Origin of the sequence: Streptomyces roseolilacinus, from assembly GCF_014649335.1 — a bacterium.
GTDB classification, from domain to species: domain Bacteria; phylum Actinomycetota; class Actinomycetes; order Streptomycetales; family Streptomycetaceae; genus Streptomyces; species Streptomyces roseolilacinus.
The window spans coordinates 289,376-301,218 of record NZ_BMSV01000007.1; the positions used below are offsets into that span (position 1 = coordinate 289,376).

The 11,843-nt window shown below is 75.1% G+C and carries 11 protein-coding genes; 4 read left to right on the forward strand and 7 right to left on the reverse strand.

Going from position 1 to position 11,843, the window contains the following annotated elements:
• The first annotated feature begins 5 nt into the window (after positions 1-5).
• Positions 6-842, forward strand: coding sequence for an alpha/beta fold hydrolase (locus tag IE106_RS19080; RefSeq protein WP_229840604.1), 837 nt, complete (start codon positions 6-8; stop codon positions 840-842).
• A gap of 28 nt (positions 843-870) precedes the next feature.
• Here the strand turns inward: IE106_RS19080 and IE106_RS19085 are convergent, their stop codons facing one another.
• The 5 genes from IE106_RS19085 to IE106_RS19105 form a co-directional block, all read right to left on the reverse strand.
• A complete protein-coding gene (locus IE106_RS19085) occupies positions 871-1,290 on the reverse strand; it encodes a CBS domain-containing protein (protein ID WP_189535606.1) in 420 nt (139 codons plus the stop codon).
• Between the two features lie 129 nt (positions 1,291-1,419).
• The gene (locus IE106_RS19090) at positions 1,420-2,115 is read right to left on the reverse strand and encodes a DUF305 domain-containing protein (protein ID WP_229840605.1); all 696 of its coding nucleotides are present in this window, start codon (positions 2,113-2,115) and stop codon (positions 1,420-1,422) included.
• A gap of 71 nt (positions 2,116-2,186) precedes the next feature.
• Positions 2,187-2,846 carry a thioredoxin-like domain-containing protein gene (locus IE106_RS19095; RefSeq protein WP_189535607.1) on the reverse strand — a complete coding sequence of 220 codons (660 nt, stop codon included), beginning with the start codon at positions 2,844-2,846 and terminating at the stop codon, positions 2,187-2,189.
• 92 nt (positions 2,847-2,938) lie between these two features.
• Positions 2,939-3,379, reverse strand: a complete 441-nt coding sequence (locus tag IE106_RS19100) for a hypothetical protein (RefSeq protein WP_189535608.1) — start codon at positions 3,377-3,379, stop codon at positions 2,939-2,941.
• Positions 3,380-3,431: 52 nt separating this feature from the next.
• Complete coding sequence (locus IE106_RS19105; RefSeq protein WP_189535609.1) at positions 3,432-4,550, reverse strand: PP2C family protein-serine/threonine phosphatase; 1,119 nt, start codon at positions 4,548-4,550, stop codon at positions 3,432-3,434.
• Between the two features lie 148 nt (positions 4,551-4,698).
• Here IE106_RS19105 and glnA2 point away from each other — a divergent pair, with 148 nt between their 5' ends.
• The 3 genes from glnA2 (at position 4,699) to IE106_RS19120 (ending at position 9,807) form a co-directional block, all read left to right on the forward strand.
• Positions 4,699-6,060, forward strand: a complete 1,362-nt coding sequence (gene glnA2 / locus IE106_RS19110; RefSeq protein ID WP_189535610.1) for a gamma-glutamylpolyamine synthetase GlnA2 — start codon at positions 4,699-4,701, stop codon at positions 6,058-6,060.
• A 125-nt stretch (positions 6,061-6,185) separates the two neighbouring features.
• The gene (locus IE106_RS19115) at positions 6,186-6,731 is read left to right on the forward strand and encodes a dihydrofolate reductase family protein (protein ID WP_189535611.1); all 546 of its coding nucleotides are present in this window, start codon (positions 6,186-6,188) and stop codon (positions 6,729-6,731) included.
• A gap of 88 nt (positions 6,732-6,819) precedes the next feature.
• The gene (locus tag IE106_RS19120) at positions 6,820-9,807 is read left to right on the forward strand and encodes a bifunctional [glutamine synthetase] adenylyltransferase/[glutamine synthetase]-adenylyl-L-tyrosine phosphorylase (protein ID WP_189535612.1); all 2,988 of its coding nucleotides are present in this window, start codon (positions 6,820-6,822) and stop codon (positions 9,805-9,807) included.
• A gap of 18 nt (positions 9,808-9,825) precedes the next feature.
• Here IE106_RS19120 and IE106_RS19125 read toward each other — a convergent pair whose 3' ends face one another.
• Together IE106_RS19125 and IE106_RS19130 are read right to left on the reverse strand one after the other, a co-directional pair.
• Positions 9,826-10,731: a phosphatase PAP2 family protein gene (locus tag IE106_RS19125; RefSeq protein ID WP_189535613.1), complete on the reverse strand. Its 906-nt coding sequence runs from the start codon at positions 10,729-10,731 to the stop codon at positions 9,826-9,828.
• A 36-nt stretch (positions 10,732-10,767) separates the two neighbouring features.
• On the reverse strand, positions 10,768-11,838 hold the full coding sequence (locus tag IE106_RS19130; RefSeq protein WP_189535615.1) for a LacI family DNA-binding transcriptional regulator: 1,071 nt from the start codon (positions 11,836-11,838) through the stop codon (positions 10,768-10,770).
• Positions 11,839-11,843: the final 5 nt, after the last annotated feature.

Genomic DNA, 11,843 nt, shown 5'->3' on the forward strand with positions numbered 1-11,843 from the left:
TCCGGGTGGGGGGCGTGCCCCACCACGTGGCCGTCGAGGGCTCGGGGCCGGTGTGCGTGCTGAGCGCCGGGCTGGCGCTGTGCTGGTTCGACTGGGACCCGGTGGTACCGCTGCTCGCGCCGCACCGCACGGTCGTCCGCTTCGACCGGCCCGGCCACGGGCTGAGCGGCCCGGCCGGGGCGGCGCCGACCGCGCGGGGCGAGGCGGACCGGATCGCGGCCCTGCTGGACGCGCTGGGGATGGGCGGCGAACGGGTGACCGTGGTCGGGCACTCCCTCGCCGGGTTCCACGCGGAGGCGTTCGCCCGGCTGCACCCGGCGCGGACGGCGGCGCTGGTCCTGGCCGACGCGTCCGTGGAGGAGCACGCGCGCGCCCCGGCCCCGCGCACCGCCGCGCTCCACACCGCCCTGGCCCGCGCCGCGGGAGCCCTGCTCACCGCCGCGGGCGCCCCCGCCGCGCTCGGCCCCCGCGCCCGCCGCGCGCTGGTCCGCCTTTCCCGCGCCGGGTACGCGCCCGACCCGGCCGGCCGCGCACCGGTACGCCGCTGCTACCGCACCCGCCGCGTCCTGGACGGCGCCCTCCTGGAGAACGCGCACTACCGGGCCGTCGCCGCCGGGCTCCTCGCCCTGCGCGCCCGCCACCCGCTGCCCGCCGGGCTCCCCGTCACGGTGCTGGCCGCCCCGGACTCCCCGGACGGCACCGACCGCTGGACGGCCCGCCAACGGGCCCTCGCCGACGCGCTGGATGCCCCCCTGACCCTCGTCCGGGGGGCGGGCCACCTGATGATGCTGGACCGCCCCGGCGCGATCGCCGGGGCGGTCCTCCACCCGCCGGCCCGGTGAGGCCGGGCGGGGCCGTGCACGGTCCGCGTCAGGACCGCGCGTACACGCCCTGGGCGAACTCGGCGACCTTGTCCTGCGGCAGGTGCCGGGCGAGGTCGGCCTCGCTGATGATGCCGACCAGCCGCTTGTTCTCGATGACCGGCAGGCGCTTGATCCGGTGGCTCTGCATCTCGCGCAGCACCTCGTTCACGTCCGCGCCCGCGTCGATCCAGCGGGGGGTGCCCTCCGCCACGTCGCCGCACGTCACACGGGACGGGTCGCGGCCCGCCGCGACGCACTTGAGGACGATGTCGCGGTCCGTGACGATGCCGCAGAGCCGCTCGTTCTCGTCGGCGATGGGCAGCGCGCCCACGTTGTGCTCGCGCATCAGCTGCGCGGCGCGGTCCAGGGTCTCGTGGGCGGGGATCCAGTGGGCCCCCGGGTGCATGATGTCTCGGGCGGTGGTCATGGGGTGCGTTCCTCCGTAAGGGCATGCGTGGTCTCCCCGAGCCCCTTCATTCTGGACGCGCCCACCCGCCCCCGCGACCGCTGCGACCCCGGACGGCGGGCCGCAGCGGTCGGGCACGGGCCCGGCGGGTCAGCCGCGCGGCTTCGCCCCGCGCTTCGCCAGCAGGTCGGCCATCAGGCCGATCTCCGACCGCTGCGCGTCGACCATGCCCTGGGCGAGGCTCCGCTGCACGCCGACGCGGCAGGCGTCGGCGCAGCCCTGCGCCATGGCGACGCCGCCCTCGTGGTGGTCGGTCATCAGCTGGAGGTACAGCACCTCGGCGGCGACACCGCTCGCCGAACGCAGCCGCTCCAGCTCGGCCTTGGTGGCCATGCCCGGCATGAGCGCCCCGCCGGCGGTGGCGGCCGGGCCGCTGTGCGCCCCGCCGCCGTGCGCGTCCCCGTGGCCGCCGCCGTACGCCCCGCCGGGGTCCGTGCCGTGGCCCCGCGCCATCCAGGCCATCGGCTCCCGGTCCGGCGCCGTCTTCGGCAGGCCCCACAGGTCCAGCCAGCCCAGCATCATGCCGCGCTGGTTGGCCTGCGTGTTGGCGATGTCGTACGCCAGACGGCGCACCTCCTCGTCCCGCGTGCGGTCCCGCACGATGAACGACATCTCCACCGCCTGCTGGTGGTGCACCGACATGTCCCGCGCGAACCCGGCGTCCGCCGAGCCGTCGCCCGGCACGGCCGCCGCCGGCCGCCCGGCGTCCCGGCCCAGCGCCGTGACCGTGGCCCAGCCCGCGAACAGCAGCGCCAGCACCACCGCCCCCGCCGCCGGCCAGACCAGCCGGCCCGGCCGGGTGCGGGCGGCCGGCTCCGCGCCGGCCTCCCGGTCCGCGCCCTCCGGCTCCGCGGGGGTCACCGCTTCGCCGTCCCGTTCATCCCGCCGGTGCACGCCGCACCCGGCTCGGGCGTCTGCGGGCCCTGCACGTACCGGGCGAGGAACTGGTTCACGCGCGGGTCGTCGGCGCCGTCCACGGTGACCTGCTTGCCCCACGCCGACAGCATGATCGCGCCCGCCTGGTCCGCGACCGGGCTCATCATCGTGTACGGCGTCCGGGCGACCTTCTTCTCCAGCGCCTCGACGGCGTCCTTCGGGGCCTTGTCGTTGTACGTCACCCACACCGCGCCGTGCTCCAGCGAGTGGACCGCGTTCACCTCGGGGACGGGCTCCTCGTAGACGGCGCCGTCGCAGTCCATCCACACCTGGTGGTGGTCGCCGCCCACCGGCGGCTTCATCGGGTACGCGACGGTCTGCGTGACGTGGTCGCGGCCCAGCTTCTTCGCGTCCCACGACTTCTCGTCCGCGATGGGGGCCCTGGCCGCGGCCTCCTGCTGCTGCTTCTCCTGCGACTCCTCGTCGAGCACGTACGCGCCGAAGCCGACGAGACCGGCGACGACGGCGGCGCTCAGCGTCAGTGTGAGGACGCGGGTGCGGCGCTCGCGGGCCAGCTCGGCCCTGCGCATCTGCTCTATCCGGGCCCGGCGGTCGGGGGACGAGGAACGGTTGGGGGTCATGACGGATCGTTTCCTTGCTGCGAGAGCGCTCCCGGGCGGGAGCGGGAGGGAACCTGGCGGCGGGACGGCGCGCGGACGCGCCGTGCGGCCCGTCAGGTCCGCAGCACCTGCAGGACGTGGAGGTCGGGGGCCCTGGGCGGGGCCCGGGGGCCGTCGGGCCGCACCGCGCCCGGCGCGGGGGCGAACGGGGCGAGCCCGTCCGCGTGCGACGGCGGGTCCGGGGGCGGGACGGTCAGCACCGCCGGGGTGAGCGGGGGGAAGAGGTCGCAGTCGCGGTCGTCGTAGGGGCAGCCGAACCGGCTCGCGGTCGCCGCCGCCGGGTCGAACGGCAGCGGGTCCGCCACCGCGCGCGCCGACGCGTGCCCGTCGCGGGCGGCGCCGCCCGGACCGGCGTGCCCGTCCCGGCCGGAGTGCCCGGCGGGACCGGAGCACAGCAACAGCGCGGCGAGGAGCGTCGCCACGGCGCTCACCAGGGCCATGGGACGCACGATGCGCGCGGGACGCGCGATGCGTATGAGCCGCAGGCCCTCCATGGGCGTGATGGTAATCGGCCACCCCCCTGCGTACGCCAGGGGGAGCGGGCGCTCAGTCGGCGGGACTCACCCGCAGGGCGAGGAGCGCCACGTCGTCGACGATCTCGCCGGTGTACCCCGACACGTCCCGCCACACCGCCCGCACCAGCGCCACGGGGTCGAGTTCCGGCCGGATCCGCTCGGTGAGCGGGTAGAACTCCCCGGCCGCGTCACGGGCCTCCGTCACCCCGTCCGTGTGCGCCAGCAGCACGCACGACGGTTCCAGCGGCACGCTCGCCGGGGTCGGGGCGGACGGCCCCGTCAGGCCCAGCCCGAGCGGCGGACCCGGCTCCACCTCGACCTCCCGCACCCCGTTCCCCGTCACCAGGAGCGGCGGGGGGTGGCCGCAGCTCAGCACCCGCGCCTCGACCCTCCGGCCCGGCCCGCCGTCCCCGCCCGGCCCGCCGGGCCCGCCGTCGTCCGGCGCGTCGCGGGGGAACTCCACCAGCACGGCCGTCGCGAACAGCTCCGTGTCCTCCTGCCGCGAGGAGTCCACCACCAGCCGCCGGTCCAGCCGCGCGGCCACCCCCGTCAGCTCCGGCTCGTCCAGCACCGCCTCCCGGAACGTGCCGAGCAGCGCCGCCACCGTCGAGACCGCCGACAGCCCGTGCCCCTTCACGTCCGCCACGACCGCACGCACCCCGTACGGACCGGGCTGCACGTCGTACAGGTCCCCGCCGACCAGCGCCGTCCGCACCGCCGCCCGGTACAGCGCCCCGCACCGCACCGGCCCCACCCGCGGCGGCAGCGGCGGCAGCACCGCGTACTGGGCGGCCTCCGCGACCGTGCGCACCGTCACCAGCTGGGCCTCGCGCCGGGCGCGCGCCCACGCCAGCAGCACGCTCACCCCGCCGATCAGCCCGAACGCCAGCAGGTCGCCGCCGGTGGCGTGCACCGCGCGGGCGTAGGGGAGGACCAGCGCCAGCATGACCACGACTGCCGCCAGCGACGTGCCGAGCACCCCGTACGCCAGCGACGCCAGCGGCGCCACCACGGCGAGCGCGAAGCCCAGCTGCACCGTCTCGGGCGTCAGGACCTGCGCCGCGAGCACGGCCAGCAGCAGCCCCCAGGGCACCGCGCGCAGCCAGCGCGGAGGACGGACACCGGGCAGTTCCCTCGGGACACGGTCCATGGCCCCAGTCTGCGGGAACTCCCCGCCGCCCGCCCTGCGCGGCACCTGACGTTACGTACGCCACACCCGGCCGGGCACTATGGGTTCGCAACGCGCACGAAACCGTGTGGTGGCATGCTGGCCCTGATCAGCGAGGATGGGTGTGGAAATGGACAAGCAGCAGGAATTTGTGCTCCGAACCCTGGAGGAGCGCGACATCCGCTTCGTGCGCCTGTGGTTCACCGACGTGCTCGGCTTCCTCAAGTCGGTCGCCGTCGCCCCCGCCGAACTGGAGCAGGCGTTCGACGAGGGCATCGGCTTCGACGGCTCGGCCATCGAGGGCTTCGCGCGCGTGTACGAGTCCGACATGATCGCCAAGCCGGACCCGGCCACCTTCCAGATCCTCCCCTGGCGCGCCGAGGCCCCCGGTACGGCCCGGATGTTCTGCGACATCCTCATGCCCGACGGCTCCCCGTCCTTCGCCGACCCCCGCTACGTCCTCAAGCGCATCCTCGCGAAGACCTCCGACCTCGGCTTCACCTTCTACACCCACCCCGAGATCGAGTTCTTCCTGCTCAAGGACAAGCCCGTCGACGGCAGGCGGCCCACCCCCGCCGACAACTCCGGCTACTTCGACCACACCCCGCAGAACGTCGGCATGGACTTCCGCCGGCAGGCCATCACGATGCTGGAGTCCATGGGCATCTCCGTGGAGTTCTCCCACCACGAGGGCGCCCCCGGCCAGCAGGAGATCGACCTGCGCTACGCCGACGCCCTGTCGACGGCCGACAACATCATGACGTTCCGCCTGGTCATGAAGCAGGTGGCGCTGGAGCAGGGCGTCCAGGCGACCTTCATGCCGAAGCCGTTCTCGGAGTACCCCGGCTCCGGCATGCACACCCACCTCTCCCTCTTCGAGGGCGACCGCAACGCGTTCTACGAGTCCGGCGCCGAGTACCAGCTGTCCAAGGTCGGCCGCTCCTTCATCGCGGGCCTCCTGCGCCACGCCGCGGAGATCTCCGCCGTCACCAACCAGTGGGTCAACTCCTACAAGCGCATCTGGGGCGGCTCCACCCGCACCGCCGGATCGGGCGGCGAGGCCCCCTCGTACATCTGCTGGGGCCACAACAACCGCTCCGCGCTGATCCGCGTCCCCATGTACAAGCCCGGCAAGACCGGCTCCTCCCGCATCGAGGTCCGCTCCCTCGACGCCGGCTGCAACCCGTACCTCTCCTACGCCCTCCTCCTCGCCGCGGGCCTGCGCGGCATCGAGGAGAACTACGAGCTCGGCCCCGGCGCCGACGACGACGTGTGGGCCCTCTCCGACGGCGAGCGCCGCGCGATGGGCATCGAACCGCTCCCGCAGAACCTGGGCGAGGCGATCTCCCTGATGGAGCGCAGCGAGCTGGTCGCGGAGACCCTGGGCGAGCACGTCTTCGACTTCTTCCTGCGCAACAAGAAGCAGGAGTGGGAGGAGTACCGCTCCGAGGTCACCGCCTTCGAGCTGCGCAAGAACCTGCCGGTGCTGTAACCGCGGGCCACCGCGCCTCCCGCCACGCGGCCCCGGCCCGGCGCTCCACACCCCCCGGGCCGCCCCCGGGCCGTCCGGCGCGGTCCCGCGGTGCGGCGGGGGGCCGGGAGGGCGAGCATGGGGGGATGAGCAAGGTCTTCGTGAGCCTCGGCGTGTCCCTGGACGGCTTCGTCGCCGGGCCGCACGCCGGGCCCGACAACCCCCTCGGGGACGGCGGGGAGCGACTCCACGCGTGGCGGTACGCCGCCGGGGACCCCGACCGCGCCGGGGCGTACGTCATGGGCCGCCGCACGTTCGACGGGGGCGAGCGGGCGTGGCCCGACCCGCCGCCCCTCCGGGCGCCCGTCTTCGTCCTCACCACCAGCGCCCGCGACGCGCGGGTCGGTGAGGGCACCGTCTTCACGTACGTCACGGACGGCATCCACGCCGCCCTCGACCAGGCGCGCGCCGCGGCCCGCGGCGGGGACGTGCGGGTCTCCGGCGGGGCGCACACCGCGCGCCAGTACCTGAACGCGGGCCTCGTCGACGAGTTGGAGCTGCACGTCGTCCCGCTGCTGCTGGGCGGCGGCGTCCGCCTCTTCGACGGCGTCGACCCCGCGCTGCGGCTGGCGAAGGACCGGGTCGTCGACGCCCCGGACGTCACGCACGTGCGGTACCGGATCCTCCACTGACCGGCGCGCGGACGGACGCCGGGCGCATGCGCGCGGCCGGGGCGAATAGGCTCGGGCCGAGCGTGGACGCGTGGAGGGAGAGGCCGACATGACGACGGCGCCGGGGCGTAGGAGCAGCACCTTCACACGGCTGCTGCGGCACGGCTTCACCGACGCGTCCGCCGCCGAGCGGCTGCTCGACGGCCCCGCCCTGGCCCCGGTCCGCTCCGACCCCGTCCTCCTCGACGCCCTCGGGGCGACCGCCGACCCGGACCTCGCCCTGCGCGGCCTGGTGCGGCTCGCGGAGGCGCAGCCCGACGGGCCGCAGGAGCTGCTGTCCACGCTGGTCTCCGCCAAGCCGCTGCGCGACCGGCTCCTCGGCGTGCTCGGCGCGTCCGAGGCGCTCGGCGACCACCTGGCGCGCCACCCGCTGGACTGGCGGGCCCTCGTCACGTACGAGGCGGCCGACCTGCACCCGGGGGTCGCGGAGTTCGAGCGCGACCTCGCCGCCGCCACCGACCCGGTGTCCCTGCGCGTCGCCTACCGCCGCAGCCTGCTGGGCATAGCCGCCCGCGACGTGTGCGGCACCACCGACGTCGCCCAGACCGCCGCCGAGCTGGCCGACCTCGCCACGGCGACGCTCCGCGCGGCGCTCGCCCTCGCCCGCGCCGCCGCCCCCGAGGACGCCGCGCGGTGCCGGCTCGCGGTCATCGCGATGGGCAAGTGCGGCGGCCACGAGCTGAACTACGTCTCCGACGTGGACGTGATCTTCGTGGCGGAGGCCGCGGACGGTGCCGACGAGCGGGAGGCGCTCCAGGCCGCCACCCGCCTCGCCTCCCACCTGATGCGGATCTGCTCGGAGACCACCGTCGAGGGCTCGATCTGGCCCGTCGACGCCAACCTCCGCCCCGAGGGCCGCAACGGCCCCCTCGTCCGCACCCTCTCCAGCCACGTCGCCTACTACCAGCGCTGGGCGAAGACCTGGGAGTTCCAGGCGCTGCTCAAGGCCCGCCCGGTCGCCGGCGACACCGAACTGGGCACCGCGTACGTCGAGGCGCTGTCCCCGATGGTCTGGCAGGCCGCCGAACGGGAGAACTTCGTCACCGACGTGCAGCGGATGCGCCGCCGCGTCGTCGACAACATCCCGCCCGCCCACCTGGAGCGGGAACTCAAACTGGGTCCGGGCGGCCTGCGCGACGTGGAGTTCGCCGTCCAGCTCCTCCAGCTCGTCCACGGCCGCAGCGACGTGACGCTGCGCAGCGGCACGACCCTCGCCGCGCTCTCCGCCCTCGCCGCCGGCGGCTACGTCGGCCGGGCCGACGCCGCCCAGCTCGACGCGGCGTACCGGTTCCTGCGCGCCATGGAGCACCGCATCCAGCTGTACCGGCTGCGCCGCACGCACCTGGTCCCGGAGGGCGAGGAGGACCTGCGCCGCCTGGGCCGCTCCCTCGGCCTGCGCACGGACCCCGTCGCGGAGCTGAACCGGGAGTGGCGGCGGCACGCGTCCGTCGTGCGGCGCCTCCACGAGAAGCTGTTCTACCGGCCGCTGCTCGACGCCGTCGCCCAGCTCGCCCCCGGCGAGATCCGGCTCAGCCCCGAGGCGGCCGGGCAGCGGCTCGAGGCGCTCGGGTACGCCGACCCGGCGGCCGCCCTGCGCCACCTGGAGGCCCTGTCGTCCGGGGTGAGCCGCAAGGCCGCCATCCAGCGCACCCTGCTGCCGGTGCTACTGGGCTGGTTCGCCGACTCCGCCGACCCCGACGCCGGCCTGCTCGGCTTCCGGAAGGTGTCGGACGCGCTCGGCGCCACCCCCTGGTACCTGCGGCTGCTGCGCGACGAGGGCGCCGCCGCGGAGAACCTGGCCCGCGTCCTGTCCGCCGGCCGCCTCGCCCCGGACCTGCTGCTGCGCGCCCCCGAGGCGGTGGCGATCCTCGGCGCCCGGGAGGGCCTGGAGCCGCGCGGCCGCCGCCACCTGGAGCCGGAGATCCTCGCGGCGGTCGGCCGCGCCGACACCCCGGAGCAGGCGGTGGCCGCGGCCCGCGGGGTCCGCCGCCGGGAGCTGTTCCGCACGGCCGCCGCCGACATCATCGCGTCGTACGGGACGGAGGAGGCCCCGGCCCACGCGGACGCGGGCGCGCTGGTGGACCGGGTGGGGCAGGCCGTCACGGACCTCAACGCGGCGACCGTCGCGGGCGCCCTGCGCGCCGCCGTGCGCGCCGAGTGGGGCGACAGGCTCCCCACCCGCTTCGCGGTCATCGGCATGGGCCGGTTCGGCGGCCACGAGCTGGGCTACGGGTCGGACGCCGACGTGCTGTTCGTCCACGAACCGCGCGACGGCGTCGACGAGCAGGAGGCGGCCGGCGCCGCGAACCGGGTCGTCGCCGAGATGCGCCGGCTGCTGCAACTGCCGACCGCCGACCCGCCGTTGCCGATCGACGCCGACCTGCGCCCGGAGGGCCGCAGCGGGCCCCTGGTACGCACCCTGAGGTCGTACGAGGCGTACTACCGGCGCTGGTCGCTCGGGTGGGAGAGCCAGGCCCTGCTGCGGGCCGAGCCGATGGCGGGCGACCTCGACCTGGGCCGCCGGTTCATCGAGCTGATCGACCCGCTCCGGTACCCGGCGAAGGGCCTGGACGAGGCGGCCGTCCGCGAGATCCGCCGCCTGAAGGCCCGGATGGAGAACGAGCGGCTGCCGCGCGGCGCGGACCGCACCCTGCACACGAAGCTGGGCCGGGGCGGCCTGTCCGACGTGGAGTGGACGGTGCAGCTGATGCAGCTGCGGCACGCCCACGAGGTGCCGGGCCTGCGGACGACCCGGACGCGCGCGGCGCTCGCCGCGGCCCGCGAGGCGGGGCTGATCGACGAGCGGGACGCGCGGACCCTCGACGAGGCGTGGGTGCTGGCCACCCGCGTCCGCAACGGCGTGATGCTGGTGCGGGGCCGCGCCGGGGACACGTTCCCGGCGGACGCGCGGGAACTGGCCGCCGTGGGCCGCTACCTGGGGTACGGGCCCGGTCACGCGGGGGAGATGGTGGACGACTACCGGCGGACGACGCGCCGCGCCCGGGCCGTGGTGGACGAGCTGTTCTACGGGGGCTGAGCCGCGGGCCCGCCCGCCCTACGGCGCGTGGGCCGCGCCCACCGCGGGCGCCGCCGGGTCCCCGGAACCGCCCGCGGCGAGGGCGGGCACGGCGACCGGCCCCGCGTCGGCGTCCTCCCGCAGGGTGCGCCTGCGCACGTGGCGCGGCAGCCGGTGCGGCAGCGTGCCGTACCAGACGTACACGAGGCCGAGGCCGAAGCCGAGGCAGAGGACGCCGCCCACGGCGTCCAGCCAGAAGTGGTTGGCGGTCGCGACGATCACGACCAGGGTGGCCGCCGGGTACAGCAGGCCCAGGATCCGCGCCCACGGTGCCTTGGCGAGGGCGAATATCGCCAGTCCGCACCACAGGGACCAGCCGATGTGCATCGACGGCATCGCGGCGTACTGGTTCGACATGTGCTTCAGGTCGCCCGAGGCCATGGAACCCCAGGTCTGGTGGACCAGCACCGTGTCGATGAAGTTCTCGCTCTCCATCAACCGGGGGGGAGCGAGCGGGTACAGGTAGTAGCCGAGCAGGGCCACGGCGGTGGTGGAGAACAGGATCATGCGGATCGCCGCGTAACGGCCCGGGTGCCAGCGGTAGAGCCACACGAGCACGCCGATGGTCACGATGAAGTGCAGCGTCGCGTAGTAGTAGTTCATCGACACGATGAGCCAGCCCACCGAGTCCACCGCGTGGTTGACCGTCTTCTCGAAGGCCAGGCCCAGGCTGTGCTCGGCGCGCCAGATCCAGTCGGCGTTGCGCAGCGCCTGCGCCTTCTGTTCCGGTACCGCGTTGCGAATGAGCGAGTACACGCCGTAACTGACCGCGAGGAGCAGGATCTCGACCCAGATACGCGGATGGCGCGGTGAACGCAGCCGGTGCCACGCGGCCGGGCGTCCTGCCGAACGGCCTTCCGACGTGGTCAAAATCCTGTCACTCATGAGCGGAGAGTCTGCCAGAAAGCACCTGGAGGTCGATCATCCTTCAATCGGATTCTCGCCGCCATCCGTCCGCCTTTCGGAGGACCGCTGACCCCGAGGTCCCGCGGCCGTCGAACCGCGCACGACCAACTCGGGCATGAAGACGAACTCGCTGTGGGGGGCGGGCGTCCCGCCGATCTCCTCCAGCAGCGCCCGCACCGCCGCCTGCCCCATCGCCTGCACCGGCTGCCGGATCGTGGTCAGGGGCGGGTCGGTGAAGGCTATGAGGGGGGAGTCGTCGAAGCCGACGACCGACACGTCCCCGGGCACCTGCAGGCCCCGCTGCCGGGCGGCCCGGATCGCGCCGAGCGCCATCATGTCGCTGGCGCACACGATCGCCGAGCAGCCCCGCTCGATGAGCGCGCCCGCCGCCGCCTGCCCGCCCTCCAGCGTGTACAGGGAGTGCTGGATCAGCTCCTCGGTCTGCTCCGGGGAGAAGCCGAGCCGCTCCCGCATCCCGGCGTGGAAGCCCTCGATCTTGCGCAGGACGGGCACGAACCGCTTCGGCCCGACCGCGAGGCCGATCCGGGTGTGGCCCAGGGAGGCGAGGTGGGTGACGGCGAGCTTCATCGCGGCCCGGTCGTCGGGCGAGACGAACGGCGCCCGGACGTGCGGGGAGAAGCCGTTGAGCAGGACGAACGGGACGCCCTTGCCGCGCAGCTGGTCGTACCGCTGCGTGTCGGCGGTCGTGTCGGCGTGCAGGCCGGAGACGAAGATGATGCCGGAGACGCCGCGCTCGACGAGCATCTCGGTCAGCTCGTCCTCGGTGGACCCGCCCGGCGTCTGCGTGGCGAGGACCGGGGTGTATCCCTGGCGGGTGAGGGCCTGGCCGATGACCTGGGCCAGCGCCGGGAAGATCGGGTTGTCCAGCTCGGGCGTGATGAGTCCCACGAGTCCGGCGCTGCGCTGGCGCAGCCGCACCGGCCGCTCGTAGCCGAGGACGTCCAGCGCGGCCAGCACGGACTGGCGGGTGGCCGCGGCCACCCCGGGCTTGCCGTTGAGCACCCGGCTGACTGTGGCTTCGCTGACCCCCGCCTGGGCTGCGATGTCGGCTAGCCGTGCGGTCATGTGGT

Coding starts and splice junctions, on each gene's coding strand:
- IE106_RS19085 (WP_189535606.1), bottom strand. CDS start 1,290: ATGACCACCGCCCGAGACATCATGCACCCGGGGGCCCACTGGATCCCC.
- IE106_RS19095 (WP_189535607.1), bottom strand. CDS start 2,846: ATGACCCCCAACCGTTCCTCGTCCCCCGACCGCCGGGCCCGGATAGAG.
- IE106_RS19100 (WP_189535608.1), bottom strand. CDS start 3,379: ATGGAGGGCCTGCGGCTCATACGCATCGCGCGTCCCGCGCGCATCGTG.
- IE106_RS19105 (WP_189535609.1), bottom strand. CDS start 4,550: ATGGACCGTGTCCCGAGGGAACTGCCCGGTGTCCGTCCTCCGCGCTGG.
- glnA2 (WP_189535610.1), top strand. CDS start 4,699: ATGGACAAGCAGCAGGAATTTGTGCTCCGAACCCTGGAGGAGCGCGAC.
- IE106_RS19115 (WP_189535611.1), top strand. CDS start 6,186: ATGAGCAAGGTCTTCGTGAGCCTCGGCGTGTCCCTGGACGGCTTCGTC.
- IE106_RS19120 (WP_189535612.1), top strand. CDS start 6,820: ATGACGACGGCGCCGGGGCGTAGGAGCAGCACCTTCACACGGCTGCTG.
- IE106_RS19125 (WP_189535613.1), bottom strand. CDS start 10,731: ATGAGTGACAGGATTTTGACCACGTCGGAAGGCCGTTCGGCAGGACGC.
- IE106_RS19130 (WP_189535615.1), bottom strand. CDS start 11,838: ATGACCGCACGGCTAGCCGACATCGCAGCCCAGGCGGGGGTCAGCGAA.